The sequence below is a fragment of the Streptomyces sp. NPDC088732 genome (assembly GCF_044751205.1).
GTDB lineage: Bacteria > Actinomycetota > Actinomycetes > Streptomycetales > Streptomycetaceae > Actinacidiphila.
Window position 1 is genome coordinate 204,789 of record NZ_JBIVLI010000012.1, and the last position, 24,432, is coordinate 229,220.

24 protein-coding genes and 1 pseudogene are annotated in these 24,432 nt (G+C 73.4%); 13 read left to right on the plus strand and 12 right to left on the minus strand.

Going from position 1 to position 24,432, the window contains the following annotated elements:
• The first annotated feature begins 113 nt into the window (after positions 1-113).
• Together ACIP9H_RS21765 and ACIP9H_RS21770 are read left to right on the plus strand one after the other, a co-directional pair.
• Entirely contained in the window at positions 114-1,700 is a 1,587-nt protein-coding gene (locus tag ACIP9H_RS21765) for a sugar ABC transporter ATP-binding protein (protein ID WP_401593865.1), read from the plus strand.
• A gap of 2 nt (positions 1,701-1,702) precedes the next feature.
• A complete protein-coding gene (locus ACIP9H_RS21770) occupies positions 1,703-2,749 on the plus strand; it encodes an ABC transporter permease (RefSeq protein ID WP_360911771.1) in 1,047 nt (348 codons plus the stop codon).
• A 30-nt stretch (positions 2,750-2,779) separates the two neighbouring features.
• On the opposite strand, the gene ACIP9H_RS21775 is transcribed toward ACIP9H_RS21770, so the two are convergent.
• Positions 2,780-3,211, minus strand: coding sequence for a nucleoside deaminase (locus ACIP9H_RS21775; RefSeq protein ID WP_401593862.1), 432 nt, complete (start codon positions 3,209-3,211; stop codon positions 2,780-2,782).
• A 2-nt stretch (positions 3,212-3,213) separates the two neighbouring features.
• The gene (locus tag ACIP9H_RS21780) at positions 3,214-4,089 is read right to left on the minus strand and encodes a TIGR03619 family F420-dependent LLM class oxidoreductase (RefSeq protein ID WP_401593859.1); all 876 of its coding nucleotides are present in this window, start codon (positions 4,087-4,089) and stop codon (positions 3,214-3,216) included.
• A 94-nt stretch (positions 4,090-4,183) separates the two neighbouring features.
• Here ACIP9H_RS21780 and ACIP9H_RS21785 point away from each other — a divergent pair, with 94 nt between their 5' ends.
• Positions 4,184-4,663 carry an Lrp/AsnC family transcriptional regulator gene (locus ACIP9H_RS21785; protein ID WP_401593856.1) on the plus strand — a complete coding sequence of 160 codons (480 nt, stop codon included), beginning with the start codon at positions 4,184-4,186 and terminating at the stop codon, positions 4,661-4,663.
• 67 nt (positions 4,664-4,730) lie between these two features.
• Here ACIP9H_RS21785 and ACIP9H_RS21790 read toward each other — a convergent pair whose 3' ends face one another.
• A complete protein-coding gene (locus tag ACIP9H_RS21790; RefSeq protein ID WP_401593853.1) occupies positions 4,731-6,794 on the minus strand; it encodes a phosphocholine-specific phospholipase C in 2,064 nt (687 codons plus the stop codon).
• Positions 6,795-7,094: 300 nt separating this feature from the next.
• Here ACIP9H_RS21790 and ACIP9H_RS21795 point away from each other — a divergent pair, with 300 nt between their 5' ends.
• The 4 genes from ACIP9H_RS21795 (at position 7,095) to meaB (ending at position 13,029) form a co-directional block, all read left to right on the plus strand.
• Positions 7,095-7,865 (plus strand): potassium channel family protein, encoded by a 771-nt coding sequence (locus ACIP9H_RS21795; RefSeq protein WP_401593850.1) that lies wholly within the window; start codon positions 7,095-7,097, stop codon positions 7,863-7,865.
• A gap of 97 nt (positions 7,866-7,962) precedes the next feature.
• Positions 7,963-9,858, plus strand: a complete 1,896-nt coding sequence (locus tag ACIP9H_RS21800) for a methylmalonyl-CoA mutase family protein (RefSeq protein ID WP_401593848.1) — start codon at positions 7,963-7,965, stop codon at positions 9,856-9,858.
• Positions 9,858-12,041 carry a methylmalonyl-CoA mutase gene (scpA, locus tag ACIP9H_RS21805; protein WP_401593845.1) on the plus strand — a complete coding sequence of 728 codons (2,184 nt, stop codon included), beginning with the start codon at positions 9,858-9,860 and terminating at the stop codon, positions 12,039-12,041. The genes ACIP9H_RS21800 and scpA overlap by 1 nt, the downstream gene beginning before the upstream one ends.
• A gap of 4 nt (positions 12,042-12,045) precedes the next feature.
• A complete protein-coding gene (gene meaB / locus ACIP9H_RS21810) occupies positions 12,046-13,029 on the plus strand; it encodes a methylmalonyl Co-A mutase-associated GTPase MeaB (RefSeq protein WP_401593843.1) in 984 nt (327 codons plus the stop codon).
• Between the two features lie 16 nt (positions 13,030-13,045).
• Here meaB and ACIP9H_RS21815 read toward each other — a convergent pair whose 3' ends face one another.
• The 5 genes from ACIP9H_RS21815 to ACIP9H_RS21835 form a co-directional block, all read right to left on the minus strand.
• Positions 13,046-13,336, minus strand: coding sequence for a hypothetical protein (locus ACIP9H_RS21815; RefSeq protein WP_401593840.1), 291 nt, complete (start codon positions 13,334-13,336; stop codon positions 13,046-13,048).
• A 155-nt stretch (positions 13,337-13,491) separates the two neighbouring features.
• On the minus strand, positions 13,492-14,091 hold the full coding sequence (locus ACIP9H_RS21820; RefSeq protein WP_401593837.1) for a CGNR zinc finger domain-containing protein: 600 nt from the start codon (positions 14,089-14,091) through the stop codon (positions 13,492-13,494).
• A gap of 70 nt (positions 14,092-14,161) precedes the next feature.
• Positions 14,162-15,055, minus strand: coding sequence for an alpha/beta hydrolase (locus tag ACIP9H_RS21825; RefSeq protein WP_401593834.1), 894 nt, complete (start codon positions 15,053-15,055; stop codon positions 14,162-14,164).
• Positions 15,056-15,082: 27 nt separating this feature from the next.
• On the minus strand, positions 15,083-15,514 hold the full coding sequence (locus ACIP9H_RS21830; RefSeq protein WP_401593831.1) for a flavin reductase family protein: 432 nt from the start codon (positions 15,512-15,514) through the stop codon (positions 15,083-15,085).
• Positions 15,515-15,830: 316 nt separating this feature from the next.
• A complete protein-coding gene (locus tag ACIP9H_RS21835) occupies positions 15,831-16,640 on the minus strand; it encodes a DUF6597 domain-containing transcriptional factor (RefSeq protein WP_401593828.1) in 810 nt (269 codons plus the stop codon).
• Between the two features lie 74 nt (positions 16,641-16,714).
• On the opposite strand from ACIP9H_RS21835, the gene ACIP9H_RS21840 reads away from it, so the two are divergent.
• From ACIP9H_RS21840 to ACIP9H_RS21855, 4 genes and pseudogenes are all read left to right on the plus strand, one after another.
• Positions 16,715-17,194: a TIGR03086 family metal-binding protein gene (locus tag ACIP9H_RS21840; protein ID WP_401593825.1), complete on the plus strand. Its 480-nt coding sequence runs from the start codon at positions 16,715-16,717 to the stop codon at positions 17,192-17,194.
• A 381-nt stretch (positions 17,195-17,575) separates the two neighbouring features.
• Complete coding sequence (locus ACIP9H_RS21845; protein WP_401593822.1) at positions 17,576-19,603, plus strand: FAD-dependent oxidoreductase; 2,028 nt, start codon at positions 17,576-17,578, stop codon at positions 19,601-19,603.
• 26 nt (positions 19,604-19,629) lie between these two features.
• Positions 19,630-20,172 (plus strand): PadR family transcriptional regulator, encoded by a 543-nt coding sequence (locus tag ACIP9H_RS21850; protein ID WP_401593819.1) that lies wholly within the window; start codon positions 19,630-19,632, stop codon positions 20,170-20,172.
• Positions 20,124-20,411 (plus strand): annotated as a pseudogene (locus ACIP9H_RS21855) (hypothetical protein); the annotation flags it as partial. The gene ACIP9H_RS21850 and the pseudogene ACIP9H_RS21855, both read left to right, overlap by 49 nt.
• A 35-nt stretch (positions 20,412-20,446) precedes the next feature.
• Here the strand turns inward: ACIP9H_RS21855 and ACIP9H_RS21860 are convergent.
• On the minus strand, positions 20,447-21,541 hold the full coding sequence (locus tag ACIP9H_RS21860; protein ID WP_401593816.1) for a PP2C family protein-serine/threonine phosphatase: 1,095 nt from the start codon (positions 21,539-21,541) through the stop codon (positions 20,447-20,449).
• A gap of 163 nt (positions 21,542-21,704) precedes the next feature.
• Between ACIP9H_RS21860 and rpmG the strand changes: the two genes are divergently transcribed.
• Positions 21,705-21,869, plus strand: a complete 165-nt coding sequence (rpmG, locus tag ACIP9H_RS21865; protein WP_319664230.1) for a 50S ribosomal protein L33 — start codon at positions 21,705-21,707, stop codon at positions 21,867-21,869.
• A gap of 67 nt (positions 21,870-21,936) precedes the next feature.
• Positions 21,937-22,194 (plus strand): type B 50S ribosomal protein L31, encoded by a 258-nt coding sequence (locus ACIP9H_RS21870; RefSeq protein WP_401593812.1) that lies wholly within the window; start codon positions 21,937-21,939, stop codon positions 22,192-22,194.
• A gap of 119 nt (positions 22,195-22,313) precedes the next feature.
• On the opposite strand, the gene dhaM is transcribed toward ACIP9H_RS21870, so the two are convergent.
• The 3 genes from dhaM to dhaK are packed head-to-tail and all read right to left on the minus strand — an operon-like array spanning position 22,314 to position 24,388.
• Positions 22,314-22,712: a dihydroxyacetone kinase phosphoryl donor subunit DhaM gene (gene dhaM, locus ACIP9H_RS21875; protein ID WP_401593809.1), complete on the minus strand. Its 399-nt coding sequence runs from the start codon at positions 22,710-22,712 to the stop codon at positions 22,314-22,316.
• Positions 22,709-23,374, minus strand: coding sequence for a dihydroxyacetone kinase subunit DhaL (gene dhaL, locus ACIP9H_RS21880; RefSeq protein ID WP_401593806.1), 666 nt, complete (start codon positions 23,372-23,374; stop codon positions 22,709-22,711). The genes dhaM and dhaL overlap by 4 nt, the downstream gene beginning before the upstream one ends.
• 21 nt (positions 23,375-23,395) lie before the next feature.
• A complete protein-coding gene (gene dhaK, locus ACIP9H_RS21885; protein ID WP_401593803.1) occupies positions 23,396-24,388 on the minus strand; it encodes a dihydroxyacetone kinase subunit DhaK in 993 nt (330 codons plus the stop codon).
• Between the last annotated feature and the right edge of the window lie 44 nt (positions 24,389-24,432).

Consider the following 24,432-nt stretch of genomic DNA (forward strand, 5'->3'; position numbering starts at 1 on the left):
CGCGGCGGCCCGGGGCCGGTCCGGCCGCACCGGCCCGCTCCGGCCCCGCCCGCCGCCCACCCGTACGCACGCACCGCACCCGCACGCACCGCATCCGCAGAACGGAATCCACCATGGCGGACCCCGCCACCGCGCCGCCCCCCGTGGCCGAGGCGACCGGGATCGGCAAACGCTTCGGCGCCACCGTGGCGCTGCGCGACGCCCGCATCTCGGTCGCCGCCGGCGAGTCGCACGCACTCGTCGGCCGCAACGGCGCGGGCAAGTCCACCCTCGTCAACATCCTCACCGGCCTGTACCAGCCCGACGCGGGGAGCCTGCGCTTCTCCGGCGCGCCGGCTCCCTCGTTCGGGGACACCGACGCCTGGCGCGCCCGGGTCGCCTGCGTCTACCAGCGCTCCACGGTCATCGGGGAGCTGTCGGTGGCCGAGAACCTCTTCCTCAACCGGCAGAGCGCCGGCTCCCTGCGGCCCATCCGGTGGAGGACCCTGCGGCAGCGGGCCCAGGACCTGCTCGCCGAGTACGGGGTCGACATCGACCCCGCCGCCCGGGCCCGCGACCTCACCGTCGAGCAGCGGCAGTTCGTGGAGATCGCGCGCGCCCTGTCCTTCGGCGCGCGCTTCATCATCCTGGACGAGCCCACCGCGCGCCTGGACGCCGGTGGCATCTCGCGCCTGTTCGACAAGCTCCGTGACCTGCAACGGCAGGGCGTCGCCTTCCTGTTCATCTCCCACCACCTGCAGGAGGTCTACGACCTCTGCAGCACCGTCACCGTGTACCGGGACGCCCGCCACATCGTCACCGCGCCCGTGGCCGAGATCGGCCACGACGCCCTGGTGGAGGCGATGACGGGGGAGTCCGCGGGCGCCGCGCAGCCGTGGGCCGCCGCCGAGACCGCCCCCGCGGCAGCGGACGACGGGCCGGAATTGCTCTCCGTGACCGGACTGACCCTCGACGGGGCGTACGAGGACGTCAGCCTCTCGGTACGGGCCGGCGAGGTGGTGGGCCTCGCGGGAGCCACCGCGAGCGGCGCCGTGCGGCTCGGCGAGACGCTCGCCGGACTGCACCGCGCCGACACCGGGCGGATCGCCGTCGCCGGGCGCCCGGTGCGGGCCGGCGGGGTGCCCGACGCCCTCGCGGCGGGCGTGGGCCTGGTGCCCGAGGACCGGCACCACCAGGGACTGGTCGCCAACCGCAGCGTGGCCGAGAACGCGACCCTGACCGTGACCGACCAGCTCGGGCCGTTCGGCACCGTCCTCCCCTCGCGCACACGGGACTTCGCCGAGCGGATGATCGAGGACCTGGACATCAGGACCCCGGGCTTCGCCACTCCCGTCTCCGCGCTGTCCGGCGGCAACCAGCAGAAGGTCGTGGTCGCCCGCGCCCTCGCCACCGACCCGCACGTCCTGGTGGCGGTCCGCCCGACCAACGGCGTGGACGTGCGGTCCAAGGAGTTCCTGCTCGGCAGGATCCGCCAGGTCGCCGGCGCGGGCCGGGCGGCACTGATCATCTCCGACGAACTGGACGACCTGAGGGCCTGCGACCGGATCGTGGCGATGTTCCACGGCCGGGTCGTCGCGGAGTTCGACCGGGGCTGGCGGGACGAGGAACTGGTCGCCGCCATGGAGGGCGTGTCCCGCGCCCCGTCCGCCGGAGCGTCCGGCACCGCCGGTGACGCCGGCCCCTCAGAGCAGGAAAGGTAGTCATGTCCGCCACCACCGACGTCACCGAACCCCCGGTGCCCGCCGCGAAGAACTCCGCGGCGGACGAGCCGCGCCGCGGGCCCGGCGGCCTCGCGCGCTTCCGTGAACTCTCCCTCGTGCCGGCCATCTTCGTGCTCGGGGTCATCGGGTTCATCGTCTCGCCCGCCTTCCTGACCTCCGACAACCTGATCGGTGTGGCCCAGCAGTCCACCGAGCTGAGCCTGCTGGTGCTCGCCGAGGCGCTGATCCTCATCGCCGGGCGCATGGACCTGTCCCTGGAGTCCACCATCGGCGTCGCCCCGGTGATCGCCGTATGGCTCGTACTGCCCTCCTCCGGCGGCCGCTTCACCGGCCTGGAACTCCTTCCCGTGTGGACGGCGATCCCGCTGTGCCTGCTGGTCGGCGCGGTGATCGGTGCGATCAACGGCTTCCTGATCCTCAAGCTGCGCCTGAACGGCTTCATCGTCACCCTCGGCGCCCTCACCATGCTGCGCGGTCTGCAGATCGCCATCTCCGAGGGGCGTTCCATCGTCGAGCTGCCCGGCTCGTTCACCTATCTGGGGCACGCGTCCTGGTTCGGGGTGCCGGCCGCGATCTGGGTCTGCGCCGTTCTGTTCGCCGCCGGCGGCTGCGCGCTGGCCTGGCTGCGCCACGGCAGGGCGCTGTACGCGATCGGCGGCAACGCCGAGGCCGCCCGCACCGCGGGCATCCGCGTGGACCGGATCACCTGGGTCGTCCTGATCATCGGCGGGGTGCTCGCGGCCTTCGCGGGCATCCTCTACAGCGGGCACTACGGCTCGATCTCCGCCGACCAGGGCAGCGGCTGGATCTTCCAGGTCTTCGCCGCGACCGTCATCGGCGGCGTCAGCCTCAACGGCGGCCGCGGCACGCTGTTCGGGGCGCTGACCGGTGTGCTCACCCTGCAACTCGTCGTCAACGTGATGACGCTGGCGGGCGTGCCGCCGCTGTGGAACCAGTTCCTCAACGGCGCCATCATCATCGTCGCCCTGATCATCTCCCGCTTCGCCTCCGGCGAGAAGCAGGAGTAGCCGGGAGCAGGTCCCTCGCCCGTGTCCCGGTCAGTAGTAGCCCTCGACCGGGACGCGGGCCTCGTCGTAGAGGGCCGGGCCCTCCTGCGGAACCCGCGGGAACCCGGCCTTCGCGGCGGGCGACTTCAGGCCCGTGAGCTGCTCACCGGACAGGGCGTACACCACCCGGCCGAGGCCGGACCGCTCCAGGGCCCCCGCGCACATGCCGCAGGGCTGGCAGCTGGTGTACATCGTCGTGGCGGCCGCGGTCGCCGGGTCCAGCTCCCGCGCCGCCCACCGGGCCAGCTTGAGTTCCGGATGGGCGGTGATGTCGTCGTCGGTGATGCTGCTGTTGCGCTCCTCCGCGAGCACCGTGCCGTCCGGGCCGGCCAGCAGCGAGCCGAAGGGCGGATTGCCCGACGCGCGGGCCTCGGCCGCCAGCGCGACGGCCCTGCGCAGCAGGCGTGTCGTCTCGTCGTCCATGGTCACTCCGTCTCCCTCTCCGTTCCCGGTTCCACTTCTGTCTCCGTGCGCCGGGCGGCCAGCGCCGCGAGCGCGTACCAGGCCCCTTGCGGGTGCAGTGTCTCGCCGGGGTCGCCGCCGAAGGGGTCGAGGACCACCGACTCGGCTCCCATCAGCCGCAGTTGACGCAGGTCGTCCAGGATCTGGTCGAGCGTGCCCTCACCGGCACGCCGGTCGGGCGTGGTGACCGGGGCGTCGGTGAGCCGCAGGAGGACCCGGGGGGTGAACGCGGGGACCGGCCGTTCCGCCTCCCGCGCCGCCGAGACGAGCCGGTCGAGTCCGCCGCGCAGCCACGGCATCGTGGCGCGCAGCGGATGCCAGGCGTCGCCCAGCCGGACCGCCCGGCGGATGCCCGCGTCGCTGTTGCCGCCGACCCACAGCGGGATCCGGCCGCCGGCGTAGTCGGCCTCGTTCCGCCACGCCGCCCGGATCACCCCCAGGTGGTCGTCCGTCAGCCGGCCGCGGCGCTCGAAGGGGACACCGAGCGCCTCGAACTCCTGCCGCGCCCAGCCGACGCCCACCCCCAGCACCAGCCGGCCGCCGCTGAGCGCGTTGAGGTTGGCGGCCATCCGGGCCACGGCCAGCGGGTGCCGGTACGGGACGATCAGCACCGTGGTCCCCAGGCCCACCCGTTCGGTGACCCCGGCCAGCCACGAGAGCGCGGTGAACGGCTCGTAGAACGGGGCCGGGTACTGCTCGGCCACATCGGGGGTCACCGCGAGGTGGTCGGAGACCATCAGCAGGTCGAAGCCGAGCCCCTCCACCGTCCGGGCCCAGTCGCGCAGCACACCGGGGTCGGTACCCGGTCCAAAATTGGGGACGTTCACACCAAGGCGCACAACGGTCAGGCTATCCACCGCGGGCGGCAGACCGTAAGGCATTCCTCACGGTCTGCCGGGCAAGTCGCCGTGGATCCAACGGTATTCTGCGCGCATGGCCGAGACTCTTGACGGGACCGACTGGGCGATCCTGGACGAGCTGCAACGCGACGGGCGCGTCCCCTTCACCGAACTCGCGCGCCGGGTCAGCCTGAGCCCGTCGGCGACGACCGAGCGGGTCCGCCGGCTGGAGGCGCTGGGCATCGTCACGGGCTACCGGGCCGAGGTGGACCTGGAGAAGGCGGGGTTCCCGGTGCTCGCCGTCGTCCGGCTGAAGTACCCCGGCAGCCGGCACGAGCCGCTGCACCGCCTGCTCGGCGAGCGGCGGGAGATCCTGGAGTGCCTGCGGACCACGGGCGACGACTGCTACGTGCTCAAGGTCGCCGCCACCTCCATGGCCCATCTGGAGACGGTCATGGACGAACTGGCCGGCTTCGGCAGCACGGCCACCAGCGTGGTCTACCGGCAGACCCTCCCGTACCGCGGCCCCGGCGGCCCCGGCGGCCCCGGCGGCCCCGCGCCCGCGACGCCGTGACGGCGCCGGCCGCGACCCGGCGGGATGCCGGGCCGCGGCCGACGGAAGGCCTGCGGGTGACGGGCCGTCAGCGGGCGGCGATGGCCGGGTCGCTGGTGCTCGTGTAGCCGCTCTCCACGTGGGCGGCCAGACGGCGCACAAAGCCGGCGTCGTGGTCCGCGGTGACGGTCAGGTCATACCAGCCCTGGCTGCGCTTGGTCTCCGCGGAGTGCACGACGCGGGCGCCGGGACGCAGCTTGTAGGTGGCCGTCTTCTCCTTGCCGTAGCCGTCCGCCACCGTGAACTCCACCGTGGTGGGGCCGTCGTTGGTCAGCACCAGCCGCAGGATGCCGAGGTCGCCGTCGTGGCGGGCGCTGACCTCGGGGCCCGCGCCGGTGACCCCGCCGGCGAAGCGGCGCAGGAAGCCGTTGGGGCCGTGGACGGTGAAGTCGTAGCCCCCCTGCGCGTCCTCGGCGACGCTCCAGGTGTCGGACAGCGAGCGCCCGGACTCGACGGTGTACGTCCACGGGCCGGCGGCGTGCGACGCCGACGTCACGAGGAAGCCGGCCCCCGCGGTGCCGTGCGAGGCGAAGTCGATCCGCAGCGTTCCGGTGGCGGTGCTGACCCGGCCGTCCGCGGACAGGTCGTACGGCAGGGCCCGTGCCGCGCGCATGCCGCCCTCCTGGCGGGGGAGCGCGCCCTTGGCGGGCGGGGTCGGCACGTAGTCGGGGTGGCGCTTGTTGTCCGGCGGGAGGTAGCCGCTGGTGTCGGGCAGCTCCGCCGCGTCGGTGTCGCTGTGCCGGAAGTCGAACGCCGAGGTCAGGTCGCCGCACACCGCGCGCCGCCAGGGGGAGATGTTGGGCTCGGTCACCCCGAAGCGGCGCTCGATCAGCTGGATGATCGAGGTGTGGTCGAAGGTCTGCGAGCAGACGTAGCCGCCCTTGCTCCACGGCGACACCACGAACATCGGCACGCGCTGGCCGAGCCCGTACGGGCCCGCGGGGTGCGCGGCGGAGCCCGCGTACAGGTCGCCGGAGACGTCGACGGTGGACTTGCCCTGGGCGGCGGAGGCGGCCGGGAACGGCGGCACGACGTGGTCGAAGAAGCCGTCGTTCTCGTCGTAGGTGATGAGCAGCGCCGTCTTGCTCCACACCTCCGGGTTGGAGGTGAGGGCGTCCAGGACCTGCGCGATGTACCAGGCGCCGTAGTTGACCGGCCAGTTGGGGTGCTCGGTGAACGCCTCGGGCGCCACGATCCAGGAGACCTGCGGGAGCGTGCCCGCGGTGACGTCGGCGCGCAGGATGTCGAAGAAGCCCTGGCCGTTCTTGGCGTCGGTGCCAGTACGGGCCTTGTCGTACAGCGGGTCGCCGGGCTTGGCGTTGCGGTACTGGTCGAAGTACAGCAGCGAGTTGTCGCCGTAGTTGCCGCGGTAGGCGTCCTGGATCCAGCCCCAGCCGCCGGCCGCGTCGAGGCCGTCGCCGATGTCCTGGTAGATCTTCCAGTCCACGCCCGCCTGCTCGAGGCGCTCCGGGTACGTCGTCCAGGCGTAGCCCGCCTCCTCGTTGCCGAGGACGGGGCCGCGGCCCTTGCCGTCGTTGCCCGTGTAACCCGTCCACATGTAGTAGCGGTTCGGGTCGGTCGAGCCGATGAACGAGCAGTGGTACGCGTCGCAGATCGTGAAGGCCTCGGCGAGCGCGAAGTGGAACGGGATGTCCTCGCGGGTCAGGTGCGCCATGGTGGTGGCGGACTTGGCGGGCACCCACTTGTCGTACTTGCCCTGGTTGACCGCGGCGTGGCCGTCGTTCCAGCTGTGCGGCAGGTCCTGGAGGAACGCCAGCCCGAGGTCGTCGTGGTCGGGGCGGAACGGCAGGACGTCCTTCTTGCCGTCGGACTGGTACCAGACCGGCTTGCCGTTCGGCTGCGCCACCGGGTGGGGGTCGCCGAAACCGCGGACACCGCGCAGCGTGCCGAAGTAGTGGTCGAAGGAGCGGTTCTCCTGCATCAGGACGACGATGTGCTCGATGTCCTGGAGCGAACGCGTCCTGCGGTTCGCCGGGATCTCCGCCGCTCGGGCGATGCTGGTGGAGAGCACCGACAAGGCGGCGGTACCGCCCGCCAGTTGCATGAAGCGTCTGCGGTCGATGGCGTTCATGTAAGGCCTGTCTCCCGGGATGTCCGCGGCCGTAACAGGGGTGGCCAGTGTCACCAGGCCCGCGCGAACTCCCGTTGGCGGCGAGGAGAAGCAGTCGCGAAGCCTGCGCCAACCCGCTGCCGCCGGAGACGACTTCCGCCGGTCAACACCGCTTGCGACAGGCGTAGTTGAGCGTCGCTCCGTGCCGTCCTGTCCGCCTCCCGCGGACCGTACGTCGCCGCAGGTCAACGGTGGACACCCGGCCGGACGCAACGACGCTCGGACGCCCGCCGCGCCGGGGCCGCACGGGATACTGCCCCCATGAACCGTCTCGAACGCTGGGAGCAGCGGACCAGGGCGCCGCTGCTCGCGCTGGCGCTGGTGTTCGGCGCGGCGTACGCGTTGCCGATCCTGGTGCCGGGCGCCGACCCGGCGCTCATCACCACCGCCCACTGGACCGAGCGCAGTGTGTGGGCGCTCTTCGCGGGCGACTACCTGGTCCGCCTGGGGCTGAGCGAGCAGCGGTGGGAGTTCATCAGGCGCCAGCCGCTGAGCCTGGCCGTGGTCGTGCTGCCGCTGCTCGAGCCGCTGCGCCTGCTGCGCCTGGTCTCCGCGCTCTTCCTGGTGGGCCAGCGGGTGCGGCTGGCCGCGCAGGTGCGGCTGACGACCTATGTGGTGGGTGCGGTGCTGGGGCTGCTCGCCTTCGGCTCGGTCGCCGTCCTGGAGGCCGAGCGGCACTCGCCGCACGGGAACATCCGCACGATCGGCGACGCGCTGTGGTGGTCGTTCACCACCATGACGACCGTGGGCTACGGCGACCACGCCCCCACCACCGGCGTCGGCCGGCTCATCGCCGTCGGCCTGATGCTGTCCGGGATCGCCCTGCTCGGTGTGGTCACGGCCAACATCGCCGCCTGGTTCCTGGCCCGTTTCCAGGAGGACGAGGAGGAGGGCCGGATCCTCCAGGAGCTGACCGAGGAACTGCTGCGGGAGGTCAAGGAGCTGCGGCGCGAGGTCGCCGAACTGGGCGGCGCGCGGCACGGGACCGCTCCCGAAACGCCGGAACCGGCCCGCGGGGCGGGCGCCGGATAGGGCATCGGAGTGGAACCGATCAAGACGCCCCGGAATGGGCTAGGTCACAGGCGTTGCCCCTGCTGCGCGCCTGCGAACGCCCACTAACCTTTGAGGCATGACGGTCCTGCCTGACGACGGGCTTTCTCTGGCCGCCGAATTCCCGGATGCGAGCCGTGCGCAATGGCAGTCCCTCGTCGAGGGTGTGCTGCGCAAGGCGGGCAAGGACGTGTCGGGAGAGGCGGTGGAGGACGCGCTGTCCACCACCCTCGAAGACGGGCTCACCACGCGCCCCCTGTACACCGCGCCCGACGCGCCCGGAGCCTTCGGCGACGCGGTCGGACTTCCCGGCTTCGCGCCCTTCACCCGCGGCGCCGCGCCGGCGGGGGCCGTGGCCGGCGGCTGGGACGTACGCCAGCGCCACACGCGGCCCGACGCGGTCCGCACCAATGAGGCCGTGCTGAGCGACCTCGAGAACGGGGTCACCTCCCTCTGGCTCGCCGTCGGCGACCGCGGTGTTCCCGCTGCCGAGCTCGGCACCGCGCTGCGGGGCGTCCTCCTCGACCTCGCGCCCGTCGTGCTCGACGCCGGCCCGGACACCGGGGCGGCGGCCGACGCGCTGTTCGCGCTGTACGAGGAGCACGGCACGGCCCGCGAGGCCGCCCGCGGCAACCTCGGCGCCGACCCGCTGGGGCACGTGGCCCGCACGGGCGACCCCGGGTCGCTCGACGCGCACACGGCCGAGGCCGCGCGGCTCGCCCTGCGCTCCCATGAGGAGTACCCGGGGCTGCGCGCCCTGACCGTGGACGCCCTGCCGTACCACGAGGCCGGCGGTTCGGCGGCCCAGGAGCTCGGCGCCTCCCTCGCCACCGGCGTCGCCTACCTGCGCGCGCTCACCGGGGCCGGGCTGCCGGTCGACGCGGCCTGCGGGCAGCTGGAGTTCCGCTACGCCGCCACCGCGGACCAGTTCCTGACGATCGCCAAGCTGCGCGCGGCCCGCCGCCTGTGGTCCCGGGTCGCCGAGGTGTGCGGCGCGACCGCGGCCGCCGCGGCGCAGCGCCAGCACGTCGTCACCTCGCCGGTGATGATGACCCGCCGCGACCCGTGGGTGAACATGCTCCGCACCACCGTCGCGACGCTCGCCGCCGGTGTCGGCGGCGCGGACTCGGTCACGGTGCTGCCGTTCGACCACGCGCTCGGCCTGCCCGACGCCTTCGCCCGGCGCATCGCGCGCAACACCTCGGCGATCCTGATGGAGGAGTCCCACCTGGCCCGGGTCGTCGATCCGGCCGGCGGCTCCTGGTACGTGGAACGGCTCACCGCGGAACTCGCCGACGCCGCCTGGTCCTGGTTCCAGGAGCTGGAGCGCGCGGGCGGCCAGGCCGCGGCGCTGGCCTCCGGCCTGGTCGGCGAGCGGCTGGCGGCGACCTGGCGGGTGCGGGCCAAGGCGCTGGCCAAGCGCCGCGAGCCCGTCACGGGCGTCAGCGAGTTCCCGCTGCTCTCCGAGGCACCGGTCGAGCGCGACCCGGCGCCCGCGGTACTCTCCGGCGGTCTGCCGAGGGTCCGCCGCGATGAGGCGTACGAGGCGCTGCGCGCCCGCTCGGACGCCCATCTGGCCGCCACCGGGGCCCGTCCCCGGGTGTTCCTGGCCGCCCTCGGTCCGGCCGCCGCGCACACCGCCCGGGTCACCTTCGCCGCCAACCTCTTCCAGGCCGGTGGCATCGAGCCCGTCCACGACCCGCTCTCGGTGGACGCCGGGTCGGTGGCCGACGCCTTCGCCCGCAGCGGCGCGCAGGCGGCGTGCCTGTGCTCCAGCGACGCGCTGTACGAGGAGCAGGCCGCCGGTGTGGCCGCCGCCCTCAAGGCCGCGGGCGCGGGCCCGGTCTTCCTGGCCGGGCGGCCGGGAGAGCGGGAAGCGGCCTTCACGGAGGCGGGCGTCGACGCGTTCGTCTTCGCGGGCGGCGACGCGGTCGCCGTCCTGACCTCGGTGCTCGACCGGATCGGAGTGGCGTGATGCGGATCCCGGACTTCTCCGAGATCGAGCTGGGACCGGGCGCCGGCGGCGGCGCCACCGAGGACCAGTGGCGCGCGGCGGTCAAGGAGACCACCGGCCGCGCCGCCGAGGACCTGCTGTGGGAGACGCCCGAGGGCATCGGCGTCAAGCCGCTGTACACCGGACGCGACCTGGAGGGCCTGGACTTCCTGGGCACCTACCCGGGCATCGCGCCGTACCTGCGCGGCCCCTACCCGACGATGTACGTCAACCAGCCCTGGACGATCCGCCAGTACGCGGGCTTCTCCACCGCCGAGGAGTCCAACGCGTTCTACCGGCGCAACCTGGCCGCGGGTCAGAAGGGCCTGTCGGTCGCCTTCGACCTGCCGACCCACCGGGGCTACGACAGCGACCACCCGCGCGTCACGGGCGACGTCGGCATGGCGGGCGTGGCGATCGACTCGATCTACGACATGCGGCAGCTCTTCGACGGCATCCCGCTGGACCGGATGACCGTGTCGATGACGATGAACGGCGCCGTGCTGCCGGTGCTCGCGCTCTACATCGTGGCCGCCGAGGAGCAGGGCGTACCGCCCGAGAAGCTGGCCGGGACCATCCAGAACGACATCCTCAAGGAGTTCATGGTCCGCAACACCTACATCTATCCGCCGAAGCCCTCGATGCGGATCATCTCCGACATCTTCGCGTACACCTCGCAGCGGATGCCGCGCTACAACTCCATCTCCATCTCCGGCTACCACATCCAGGAGGCCGGGGCCACGGCCGACCTGGAGCTGGCCTACACCCTCGCGGACGGCGTGGAGTACCTGCGGGCCGGTCTCGGCGCGGGCCTGGACGTGGACGCCTTCGCGCCGCGGCTGTCGTTCTTCTGGGCGATCGGCATGAACTTCTTCATGGAGATCGCCAAGCTGCGCGCGGCACGCCTGCTGTGGGCCAAGCTGGTCCGGCAGTTCGAGCCGCAGAACGTCAAGTCGCTGTCCCTGCGCACCCATTCGCAGACCTCCGGCTGGTCGCTCACCGCGCAGGACGTCTTCAACAACGTCACGCGCACCTGCGTGGAGGCCATGGCCGCCACCCAGGGCCACACCCAGTCGCTGCACACCAACGCCCTCGACGAGGCGCTGGCGCTGCCCACCGACTTCTCCGCGCGCATCGCCCGCAACACCCAGCTGCTGCTCCAGCAGGAGGCGGGCACCAACCGGGTCATCGACCCGTGGGGCGGGTCCGCGTACGTGGAGAAGCTGACGTACGACCTGGCGCGCCGCGCCTGGCAGCACATTCAGGAGGTCGAGGCCGCGGGCGGCATGGCCCAGGCCATCGACGCGGGCATCCCCAAGATGCGCGTCGAGGAGGCCGCGGCCCGCACCCAGGCCCGCATCGACTCCGGCCGGCAGCCGGTGATCGGCGTCAACAAGTACCGGGTGGACAGCGACGAGAAGATCGAGGTCCTCAAGGTCGACAACTCCTCCGTGCGCACCCAGCAGATCGCCAAGCTGCGCCGGCTGCGCGAGGAGCGCGACGAGAGGGCCTGCCAGGACGCGCTGAGCGCCCTGACGGCCGCCGCCGGCGGCAGCGGCAACCTGCTGGAACTCGCGGTGAACGCCGCGCGGGCCAAGGCGACCGTCGGCGAGATCTCCGACGCCCTGGAGAAGGTGTACGGCCGGCACGCCGGGCAGATCCGTACGATCTCCGGTGTGTACCGCAACGAGGCAGGGGAGTCGCCGTCCGTGGACCGCACCCGCGCGCTGGTCGGCCGCTTCGAGGAGGCCGAGGGCCGCCGTCCGCGCATCCTCGTCGCCAAGATGGGCCAGGACGGCCACGACCGCGGCCAGAAGGTGATCGCCACCGCGTTCGCCGACCTGGGCTTCACCGTGGACGTCGGCCCGCTCTTCCAGACCCCGGCCGAGGTGGCCCGGCAGGCGGTGGAGGCCGACGTGCACATCGTCGGCGTCTCCTCGCTGGCGGCCGGACACCTCACGCTGGTGCCCGCGCTGCGCGAGGAACTGGCCGCCGAGGGGCGCGAGGACATCATGATCGTGGTCGGCGGCGTCATCCCGCCGCAGGACGTGCCCGAACTGCTGGAGGCCGGCGCGGCCGCCGTCTTCCCGCCCGGCACGGTCATCCCGGACTCCGCCCACGACCTGGTCACGCGGCTCGCCGCCGCGCTCGGCCACGAGCTGTGAGCCCATGCGCCGGCCAATCGACCCGGATGTCTACGCCAAAGGAGTCCTGGACGGCTCCCGGGCCTGGATCGCGCGCGCCATCACCCTGGTGGAGTCGTCGCGGCCCGACCACCGGGAGCTCGCCCAGCGGCTGCTGACCGAGCTGCTGCCGCACGCGGGCAGGGCCCGCAGGATCGGCATCAGCGGCGTCCCCGGAGTGGGCAAGTCCACCTTCATCGACGCCTTCGGCACGCTGCTCACCGGCCTCGGCCACCGGGTCGCGGTGCTCGCCGTCGACCCGTCGTCCACGCTGACCGGCGGCTCCGTCCTCGGCGACAAGACGCGGATGGAACGGCTGTCGGTGGACCCCGCGGCCTTTGTGCGGCCGTCGCCGTCGGCCGGGACGCTCGGCGGTGTCGCCAAGGCGACCCGTGAGTCGATGGTCGTGGTGGAGGCCGCGGGCTACGACGTGGTCCTGGTGGAGACCGTGGGCGTCGGCCAGTCGGAGACCGCGGTCGCCGGCATGGTCGACTCCTTCCTGCTGCTCACGCTGGCCCGCACGGGCGACCAGCTCCAGGGCATCAAGAAAGGCGTGCTGGAGCTCGCCGACGTCATCGCCGTCAACAAGGCCGACGGCCCGCACGAGCGCGACGCGCGCGCCGCCGCCCGCGAACTGTCCGGCGCCCTGCGGCTGATGCAGTCCGCCGACGCTGTCTGGACCCCGCCGGTGCTCACCTGCAGCGCCCGCGAGGACACCGGCCTCGACGTCGTCTGGGAACGGCTGGAGCAGCACCGCGCGCTCCTGGACTCCGGGGGGCGGCTGGAGGCCAAGCGTCGCGACCAGCAGGTGGAGTGGGCCTGGAGCATGGTCCGCGACGAACTGCTGGGCCGGCTGCGGGACCACCCCGAGGTCCGCCGTCTGGCCCCGGAGGTCGAACGCCAGGTCCGCGAGGGCACGTTGACGGCCACGTCGGCGGCCGGGCGCATCCTCGGCGCCTTCTCCGGCTGACGCACGGCCCCCGGTGTCAGGCCGCCTTCGCCTGGCTCCGGGGCACCGCGCAGCGCCCCGGCGCCCACAGCGCGCCCGGCATGTTGCAGTCCGACCCGACGCGATGCCGGTCTATGTAGGCGAACAGCCGCCGGGCCTCCGCCATGTGCGCATTGCACGCGAACGACCCGTGCCCGGGCAGCCATTGCACGTGCCACTCGGCACGGCCCCCGCAGGGCAGCGCGGCACCGGTCTCCAGGCGCCCGCACGGAGTCGTTCCGTCGATGGGGATCGGGGTCAGTCGGGGGGTGATCGGATGCTCTGCCACGGGGCTCGGCTCCCTTGTCGCAGGATGCAACGACACATGCGTACCTCGGCGGAAACGGGCGTATTCGCGCCCTCCACAAGGGGTGTGCCCGCTCAGGGGTGCCCCCGACGCACGTTCGGAGGTCAGGAGTTGGTAACCGCCCGCCCCGGCGGGGATCAGCCCTGCGGCCGGGCGCGGCGGCGCTCGCGCGAGGCCCGCAGGTTCACGGTGTTGCCGCAGACCCGGGCGTCGTGCCAGACGGCGCTGCTGTTGCGCGAGTGGTCGTAGAAGGCGACGGCGCAGCGGCCGTACCGGCAGATCTTCAGGCGCGGCCAGACGCCGCGTGTCTGCGCGACGAGACACTCCGCCAGCACCGCGGAGGTGACGCGCCGGGCGCCGTCGCCCCGGGGCTCCACGGTGACGGTGGCGTCCGCGGCCAGCCGGAGCGTCACCGCTTCCGCGGCCAGCAGCGCGTCCCCCGCCCCGGCTGCCGCCTCGGGTCCGGCGGCGGACAGGGCCTGCCGCAGCCGGGTGCGCAGCCGCTTGAGCTCGTCCAGGTCGCCTTCGATGAGCGCCACGCGCTCACGGCCGCGGCCCGAGGCCCCCGCCCAGGCGTCCATGACGCCGTCGAGCCAGGGCTGCGCGGAGGCGAGAGTGTCCAGCAGGTCGGGGTTGCGCGGCCGGCCGCCGGGCGCGGTGTTCAGCAGCTCCTGCACCAGGAAGAGTCCGCCCGGTGCGGGCCGCACCTCGAATCGCTCGCTCGCCGACCACGCCATGCCACCACCGTAGCCCTTCTCCCTGCGGATGACAGAAGTGAGGGACGTACGCCCCTGGCAGCCCGCCGACTCAGGCCAGGTGCTCGCGGAACCAGGCCCGGGCGGCGCCGCTCGCCTCCGCGAACCGGGCGACGTACGGGTCGAAGTGGCCGCCGGCGAGCGTCACCAGCCGCTTCGGCTCCAGGGCCCGCTCGTACGCGGCGAGCGCCAGATCGGTGACGGTCACGGTGTCGTTCAGCGCGACCACCATCAGCAGCGGGGTCGGCGAGACACGGGGGACCCAGGCGCCGGGCTCGTACATCCGGGCGGCGCGTCCGGAGCGGACGGTCGCCTCGTTCGTCCAGACCCCCTCGGGCAGCGGCTGGAGGTAGAAGTCGATCGCCTCCCTGGTGCGGTAGGAGGCGGGCACGGCGGGGTCGTCGCTCACGATCGCGGTCCGCCGGTGCGGTTCCCCGCGGAACCGGGCGCGCTCGTCCTCCGCGAAGGACTCCTCGAGCCCGGCGACCGCCTCCGGGGCCACGCGCCGCAGCCCCTGCTCGTAGCCGCTGATCGTCGGCACCTGGGCCACCACGCAGCGCAGCCGGCGGTCGGTCGCCCCCAGGACGATCGCGTGCCCGCCGGCGTAACTGGTGCCCCACAGGCCGATGCGCAGCGGATCGACCTCGGGCAGGCTCTCGAGGAACGAGACCGCCCGCCGCCAGTCGGCGATCTGGACCCAGGGGTCGACATCCTGGCGCGGCTCGCCGTCGCTCGCGCCGAAGCCCCGGTGGTCGTGGAGCAGCACGACGAAGCCGTCGTCCGCGAAAGCCCGGGCGAACGGTTCGAGGCCGTGGTCCTTGGTGCCCGCGTAACCGTGCGCCATTGTGATCGCGGGGTGCGGGCCGGGCCCGTCGGGCAGGAAGAGCCACCCGCGCAAGCGCACGCCACCCTCGGCCTGGAACTCGACATCCTTGCGTTCCGCCATGCGAAGAACCTCCTTGGTGTGCGTGACTCAGGACCTGACCGATCCGGAAGGGGACCATGCGTCGCCGTCGATGGGCGACCAGTCGGTGGGCCGGGCGTCGAGCCGGCTCACCCGGCGTCCGTGCCGGGCGCCGAGGATGCCGCCGTCCAGCGGTGTGGTGAAGGCGTTCTCGACCACCGTGTACTCGGCCGCGAGCCGCGCGACCGCGGGAAGGGCGTTGGTGCCGATGCGGCCCCTGTCGAGGTGGATGTCGTCGCGGATGTGGAATCGCACGACCTCCCCGAAGACGACGTGGTCGTCGAGGTCGCCGATCGTGATGATCCGCTCGACCCTGCACTCCATGGCGATCGGCGCCCCCTTCACCCGCGGCGGCCGCACCGCCTCGCACGGCCCCTTCTCCAGGCCCACCGCGTCGAACTCGTCGACCCCGGGGTCGAATTCGGCGGCGGTGCGGTGCATCGCGTCGGCATGGGGCGAGATCGGGGACGCCGTCCACCGACAGGGTGCTCACCCAGCCGATCGCCCGGGGAATGATGCTCCCGATGAGCAGTTTGTAGGCGGATGCCGGATCAAGAGTGGCGGAGTCGATGATCACGGTGGCCTCCCGTGGTTGCGGAGGTGGTCGCCGGGAGCGGACGCCGTGACGCCCTCCCGCAGTCGGGTGACTGTCCCGCTGACATGAGCGTAGATTTCTTGACTATGTCAGGCAAGGAGAAATCACCCCATTTGGGTGCGTTCCCTGTCACTCTTGGCATGCACCCGTGGACCCGCGCGCTCAGCCCGCGTAGGCGGTCGGAGGGACCCCCACCGTCGCGGTGAAGTCCCGGACCAGATGGGCCTGGTCGCTGTAGCCGAGTTCGGCCGCCAGGCCCGCCCAGTCGACGGCCTTCGCGGACTCGGCGCGCTCCAGGGCCTCGTGGATGCGGTAGCGGAGGATGACCCACTTGGGGCTGACGCCGACGTGGGCGGCGAAGAGGCGTTGCAGCGAGCGCACGGACAGCCCCTCGGCACGCGCGAACCCGGCCACGCGCAGGATGCCGCGGTCGTGCCGGATCCGCTCGGCGAGTGCCATCGCCAGGGCGGCCTGGGGATCGGGTGCGGGGGCGAGCGACAGCAGGAAGGCGTCCAGGGCGGCGACCCGGTCGTCCTCCCCGTCCGGCCCGAGCACGGCAGCGGGCGCGGCGGCGTGGCCGGGCAGCGCCTCGTCCAGCGCGACCCGGCGCCCGGTCCAGTGGGACACCGGCACCGCCGGGGCGAACGGCCGGAACCCGCCCGGGCGGAACTGCACCCCGCACACCCGCCCCGCGCCCTCCAACTTCTGCGTGAACAGGCCCAGTCCGACGCCGGCGACCTCCCCGAGGTCCGGCGCGCCCGCGAAGCGCTGGAAGACGACGTTGACCGAGGGGTGCGGCACGACGTGCGAGGCGTACGGCTCGCCCAGGTCCCAGTCGATGAGCCAGTAGTGCTCCAGGTACGGCCGCAGTTCCGGCGCGGGGGCCCGCCGCCGGAAGCGCACACGGGCGAAGAGTTCCGGGGCGGCGACGATGCCCCGGGTGTCGCGCCGCGGTGTGTCCTGACCGGCCATGAGGGCGATGGTACGGCGGCGGGGTGTCGCGTTTGTTCAAGCCGGGCGCTCGCGGCCCGCCGTAGCGTCGCGGCATGACAGACACCATCGGTGAATTGCCGGCAGCCGTCCGCGACCGGGCTCTGCCCGTGGTGGCAGGAGTGCCGGACGACCGGTTGGCGGCGCCGACGCCGTGCGCCGAGTACGACGTGCGGGACCTGCTGAACCACCTCTTCCACGTGGTCGTCGGCTTCCGGGCGATCGCGGCGAGGCAGCCGGCGGACTTCTCCTCCACGCCCGACCGTCTCGCCGCCCTCGGCGACGGATGGCGCGACCGTTTCGCGGAGGAGGCCGCGCTGTTGGTGGAGGCGTGGGCCGTGCCCGGTGCCGACGAGGGGGTGGCCGGCTCGATGAACCTCCCGGCGCGCACCGTCGGCGGCATGGTCCTGCTCGACCTGACCGTGCACGCCTGGGACCTGGCCCGGGCCACGGACCGCGCCTTCGTGCCCGGCGAGGACGCGGTTCGGGTGCTGGCGGCCCTCGTCGACGAGATGGGTCGACGGCGCGCTCCATGAAGTTCTTCGGTGAGCCGGTGTCGTTGCCGCCGGGGCAATCGGGCTTCGGACGGCTGCTCGCCGCGACGGGCCGCGACCCGCGATGGAGCCCGCCGCGGCCCACACCCTGAACCGCGGGCCGCGGCCGAGGCGCGCCACCTCGCGGCCGTCGCCGCCGAAGCCCGGCACCCCCGAGCCGGCCGGGGCCCTCGCAGCGCCGAGGCGACGTTCACGCGGTTCCTGAACCGGCTGGTCGACGGCCTCGACATCGGCTGACCCGGTGCGCTGTGCGGATCCCGCGGCGCAGCCGCCGGGTCTTGTGCAACTAGTTGCACAAATCAGGGCCCGCGGTCTACAAAGGACGGGCGGCACTCCGCCGCGCCGATGCCCGAGGAGACCTCGATGAGCCGCTACCCGCATCTGCTGCGCCCGCTCGACCTCGGGTTCCTCACCCTCCCCAACCGCGTCCTCATGGGCTCGATGCACGTGGGGCTGGAGGAGGCCGAGCGCGGCTTCGAGCGCATGGCCGCCTTCTACGCCGAGCGGGCCCGGGGCGGCGTCGGGCTGATCGTCACCGGTGGCATCGCACCCAACGACCCGGGCCGCCCCTACCCGGGCGGCGCGCGGATGACCACCGAGGAGGAGGCGGACCGGCACACCGTCGTCACGCGGGCGGTGCACCGCGAGGGCGGCCGCATCGCGATGCAGATCCTGCACTTCGGGCGGTACGCCTACCACCCCGAACTGGTCGCGCCGAGCGCGCTCCAGGCGCCGATCAGCCCCCACGTCCCGCACGCCCTCACCGGCGACGAGGTCGAGCAGACGATCGAGGACTTCGTACGCGCCGCCGGACTCGCCCGCGCGGCCGGCTACGACGGCGTCGAGATCATGGGCTCCGAGGGCTACCTGATCAACGAGTTCGTCGCACCCGCCACCAACCACCGCGAGGACCGCTGGGGCGGGCCGTTCGAGAACCGCACCCGCTTCCCGCTGGAGATCGTCCGCCGCACCCGCGAACGGCTCGGCACCGACTTCGTGATCGTCTACCGTCTGTCGATGCTCGACCTGGTCCCCGGCGGTTCGTCCCTGGAGGAGGTCGTCGCCCTCGCCCGGGCGGTCGAGGCGGCCGGCGCCACGATCATCAACACCGGCATCGGCTGGCACGAGGCCCGCATCCCCACCATCGCCACCTCCGTGCCGCGCGCCGCGTACACCTGGGTGACGAAGCGGCTCATGGGCGCGGTCTCGGTGCCGCTGGTGACCAGCAACCGCATCAACACCCCCGAGGTCGCCGAGCGGTTGCTCGCCGACGGCTACGCCGACATGGTGTCCCTGGCCCGCCCGATGCTCGCCGACCCCGAGTTCGTCGCCAAGGCCCGGCAGGGCCGCGCCGAGGCCATCAACACGTGCATCGGCTGCAACCAGGCCTGCCTCGACCACACGTTCAGCGGCCGGCTGACCTCGTGCCTGGTCAATCCGCGGGCCTGCCACGAGACCGAACTCGTCCTCCTGCCCACCCGGTTGCGCAAGCGTGTCGCGGTCGTCGGCGCCGGGCCCGCCGGACTCTCCTGCGCGGTCACCGCGGCCGAACGCGGCCACGCCGTCACGCTCTTCGACTCCGCCGACCGGATCGGCGGGCAGCTCACCGTCGCCCGCAACGTCCCCGGCAAGGAGGAGTTCGACGAGACGCTGCGCTACTTCCGCACCCGGCTGGCCGAGGAGGGCGTGGAACTGCGCCTGAACACCCTTGTTACGCCGGAGACGCTGGCCGCGCACGAGCCCGGCTTCGACGAGGTCGTCCTCGCCACCGGCGTCGCGCCGCGCACGCCGCGGATCGAGGGCGTGGACCACCCCAGCGTGCTGAGCTACCTCGACGTCCTCCGCGACGGCGCCCCGGTGGGCGAGCGGGTCGCGATCGTCGGTGCGGGCGGGATCGGCTTCGACGTGGCCGGGTTCCTCACCGACGGCGGCGAGGGCGCGAGCCGGGACCCGGAGACGTACTTCCGGCAGTGGGGCGTGGACACCGGCTACGCGAACCGGGGCGGGCTGCGGGCTCCCGAGCGGCCGGCGCCGCCGCGCACCGTGCACCTGGTGCAGCGCAAGGCCGGCAAGGTCGGCGCGGGCCTGGGCAGGACCACCGGGTGGATCCACCGCACCGAGCTGAAGCACCGGGGCGTCACCATGGTCGCGGGAGCCGCCTACGACCGGATCGACGACGACGGGCTGCACATCACCGTCGGCGGCGAGCGCCGCACGCTGGCGGTCGACACCGTGGTCCTGTGCGCCGGGCAGGAACCGCGCCGCGACCTGTACGACGCCCTGCGCGCCGCCGGGTACGAGGTCCACCTCATCGGCGGCGCCGACGAGGCCGCCGAACTCGACGCGAAGCGGGCCGTCCGCCAGGGCACCGAACTGGCCGCGGCGCTGTGACCGCGGCCCGTCCGTAGGATGCGGGCATGTCGCTCCCGCACGCCATCCTCACCGCCCTCCTGGAGAAACCGTCCTCGGGGCTGGAGCTGGCGCGGCGCTTCGACCGTTCCATCCGCTACTTCTGGTCCGCGACGCACCAGCAGATCTACCGCGAACTCGGGCGGCTGGAGGAGGCGGGACTGATCCGCGCGCTGCCCGCGGCGCACCCCGCCCGGGGACAGAAGAAGGAGTACGAGGTGCTGCCCGCCGGGCGGCAGGAACTGGCGGGCTGGGTCGCCGCCGGTGACGAACCCCGGCCGATCCGCGACCCGCTGCTGCTGCGCATGCGCGCGGCGGCGGTGGTCGGGGGCCGCGGCCTGGCGGAGGAACTGCGCAGGCACCTGGCGCTGCACGAGGCCCAGTTGGCCGAGTACGCGGACATCGAGCGGCGCGACTTCCCGCCCGGCCTCGTGGCCGACGAGGACCGGCTGCGGCACCTCGTGCTGCGCGGGGGCATCGAACTGGAGACGTTCTGGACGCGGTGGCTCCGGGAGGCGCTGGCCGAGGTCGGGACGATGGACCTGGTCTGACGGGCCCGCCACGCGGCGCGGTCGGCGCGGGCGCCGCGTCGTCGCCGGGCCCGGTACCGGTCCAGGACGCGGTCGAGCAGCGTCTGCGGGTCCTGCGCGGGCATGTCCGCGACCCGCTCGGCCAGCAGATGGAAGAGGCCGCGCCGGTCGCGCGCTTCGCGGCCGACGAGGACCGGCTGCGGGACCTCGTGCTGCGCGGGGCCATCGAACCGGAGGCGTTCTGGACGCGGTGGCTCCGGGAGGCGCTGTCCGACCGACCCGCCACCCGGCGCGGTCAGCGCGGGCGCCGCAGGGCCAGCAGCGCCGCGTCGTCGCCGAGCCCGCCGCCCGTCCAGGCGTGGAGGTCGATCAGGACGCGGTCGAGCAGCGTCTGCGGGTCCTGCGCGGGCATGTCCGCGATCCGCTCGGCCAGCGGATAGAAGAGGCCGCGCCGGTCGCGCGCCTCGGACACACCATCGGTGTGGAGCAGCAGCAGGTCGCCCGGGCGGTAGGGCACGGACTGGGGACGGTAGCGGCCGCCGGTGAGCGGCAGCAGTCCGAGCGGCGCCGCGTACGCCTCCGGTACCACCTCCGCCACACCGCCGTCGTGGCACAGCAGCGGCGGAGGGTGGCCGCAGTTGACCAGGACGGCGGTGTCACCGGCGGGGGGTACGGTCAGCAGGACGGCGGTGACGAACTCCTCGGCTCCGCCGCGGCGCACCAGCGCGCCGTCCAGCCGGGTCGCCACCACGTCGAGGGCGGGTTCCGCGCGGGCGGCGTCGCGGAAGACGCCCAGCACGTCGGCGGCGGTCTTGACGGCGTCCAGGCCCTTGCCGCGCACGTCGCCGAGCAGGACCCGTACACCGAACCCGGTCTCCACGACCTCGTACAGATCCCCGCCGATCCGCGCCTCGGCCTCCGCCGCCACGTAGCGCACGGCCACCTGGAGTCCGCCCACCCGCGGCGGCGGGGGCCGCAGCAGCGCCCCCTGCGCGGCCTCGGCGACGCCGCGGACCTGCGCCAGTTCGCGTTCCCTGGCGGTGACGAGGACGACGGCCCCGGTGATGGTGAAGGTCACGGCCAGGACGGCGACCCCGGAGGTGACGTGCACCAGGGCGGGGACCCCTCTGTCGACCACGGCGAGGAGGAAGACCAGGCCGATCGCCACGACGCCCGCCAGCAGCGGCACGCGGGCCCGGCGGGACTTGACCCCGGCCAGCACCGGCAGTGCCGCCAGGACCGGTGACACGGTCGTCTCCGGACCGCTGATGATGTCGACGGCGACGCAGGCCGCGATGAGCGCGTACGAGGCGAAGAGGAACCACCAGGCCCACCGGGGCAGCGGCAAAGGGCGGGGGCGGGGGCGCGGGGTGCCGGGGCCGCGGGCCATGGGTGTCAGCCCTCCTGTCACCGCCGCCGACGGGTGCCGGCGGCGCCTGGTTCCATCTTCGCCGCAGCGGGCGGGGAGTGCGGGAATGAGCGGGGGGTGCCCCGCGTTGAGAGGGACATCCGATGGAAATGAAAACCATTGCGATGGCAGAAAGGACCCGCTCATGGCCCGCAGCGAGCAGCGCCCGGTGATCAGGCTCCGGTCGACCGCCGGTACCGGCACCACCTATGTGACCCGGAAGAACCGGCGCAACGACCCGGACCGCATGGTCCTCAGCAAGTACGACCCGGCCGTCGGCCGCCACGTGCCGTTCCGCGAGGAGCGCTGACCCAGCGCCGTCCCGGCAGAGCCCCACCGCCGTCCGTCCCACCACCGCACCTGACTGGAGGAGCGTCATGCAGCACGCGATCCACCCCGCCTACCGTCCGGTCGTCTTCCGCGACCGCAGCGCGGACCACGCCTTCCTCACCCGGTCCACGCTGACCAGCGACAAGACCGTCGTCTGGGAGGACGGCAACACCTACCCCGTGTTCGACGTGGAGATCTCCGCGGCGAGCCACCCGTTCTACACCGGCAATGCCCGGGTCATGGACACCGCCGGCCGCGTCGAGCGCTTCGAGCGCCGCTACGGACGCGCCGCCGCGCGCGGCTGACCCCGCCGCGGCCGGGAGCCGCGGGAACAGGGGAACAGGGGAACAGGGGAGCAGGGAGCACCGACGGCCGTCGCGGACCATCGCGGCGGCCGTCGCCGTGCCCGGGGCACCTCGGGGGATCAGCTCTTGCGGAAGCTGTACGCCTCCTGGGCCGCCGCCACGACGGCGTCCAGATCCCCACCGGCCGACGCCGTCACCACGGCGGCCACCGCGCCCTCCACGAAGGGCGCGTCCGCCAGGCGGGTGCGGGGCGGCAGACCGTCCTCCTCGGCCAGCAGGGTCTTGACCGTCAGCACGGCGCTCCCCAGGTCGGCGATGACCGCCACACCCTCGCCGCGGTCGACGGAGCGCGCCGCCGCGACGATCTTCTCCGCGTCGGTGCCCAGCCCGCCGTCGGGGGTACCGCCCGCGGCGGCCACCGGCACCTTCGCGCCGCCGCCGTTCAGCCCGGCGGCCATGTGAGCCACCGACTCCGCGACCGTCGCGCTGTGCGACACCAGCACCACGCCCACGGTCATTCCGCGCCCTCCCGCGACGTCATCGCGAGGACGCCGAGGAGCAGCGCCGAGGAGGTCGCCCCCGGGTCCTGGTGACCCGCGCTGCGCTCACCCAGATAGCTCGCCCGCCCCTTGCGCGCCACCAGAGGCGTGGTGGCGGTCGCGCCCTCGTCGGCGGCGATCGCGGCCGCCGACAGGGCCTCCGCCAGTCCCGCGCCCTTGTCGAGCGCGAAGGACAGCGCCTCCACGGCCGGGGCCAGCGCGTCCACCATCGTCTTGTCGCCCGGCGCGGCCCCGCCCAGCGTCGCGACCGCGTCGACCCCGTCGCGCAGCGCCTGGGCGAACTGCTCGGGGGTGACGTGCTCCGCGTCCCCGAGCGCCTTGCCGGCCTTGCGCAGAAGGGTGCCGTACAGCGGACCCGACGCGCCGCCGACCGTGCTGATCAGCTGCCGGCCGACCAGCACCAGGACGCCGCCGGGGGTGTCCGGCGGCTCCTTCTCGACGGCCGTGCGCGCCGCGATGAAGCCGCGCCGCATGTTGGCCCCGTGGTCGGCGTCACCGATGGGGGAGTCGAGCTCGGTGAGCCGGTCGGCCTCCCGCTCGATCACCGAGGCCGCTGAGACGAGCCAGCGGCGTATGAAAGCCGTGTCGATCGCCGCAGCCCCGGACGGTCCCTCGCTCATCTGTCGTGCTCCTCCTGCTTCTCAGGCGCCCCAGCACAGCGCCGGTGTGCTCACCGGCGCGTCCCACAGGCGCAGCAGTTCGTCGTCCACCTGGCACAGCGTCACCGAGGCGCCCGCCGCGTCCAGCGACGTGACGTAGTTGCCGACCAGCGTGCGGGCCACCGCGACGTGGCGGGCCGCCAGCACCCGGTGCACCTCGGCGTTGAATCCGTACAGTTCCAGCAGCGGCGTCGCGCCCATACCGTTGACCAGGAGCAGCACCGGCCCGTTCGGGCGCAGGTCGTCCAGGATCGCGTCGACCGCGAACTCCGCGATCTCCCCCGAGGTCATCATCGCCCGCCGCTCCCGGCCGGGTTCCCCGTGGATGCCGATGCCGAGTTCCAGCTCCCCGGCGGGCAGGTCGAACGTGGGGCTGCCCTTGGCGGGCGTGCTGACCGCGGTCAGCGCCACCCCGAAGCTCCGCGTCATCTCGTTCACCTGCCGTGCGACGGACTGCACGCGCTCCAGCGGCGCGCCCTCCTCGGCCAGCGCCCCGGCGATCTTCTCCACGAACAGCGTGCCGCCGGTGCCGCGGCGTCCGGCCGTGTAGAGGCTGTCGGTGACCGCCACGTCGTCGTTGACCAGGACTTTGGCGACCTGGATGCCCTCGTCCTCGGCCAGTTCCGCGGCCATGTCGAAGTTCAGCACGTCACCCGTGTAGTTCTTCACCACGAACAGTACGCCCGCGCCGCTGTCGACGGCCGCGGCCGCCCGCACCATCTGGTCGGGCACCGGTGAGGTGAAGACCTCCCCGGCACAGGCCCCGTCCAGCATCCCCCGCCCCACGAACCCCACGTGCAGCGGCTCGTGCCCCGACCCGCCCCCCGACACCAGACCGACCTTTCCGGCGACCGGCGCGTCCTTGCGGACCACCACCCGGTTCTCGATGTCGACCGTCAACTCCGGATGCGCGGCGGCGACTCCCCGCAGCGCATCGGCCACCACGGTCTCGGGGACATTGATCAGCATCTTCATTGGACGGTCCCTCCGGGGCACGGGATTCGTACACATGGCGAACA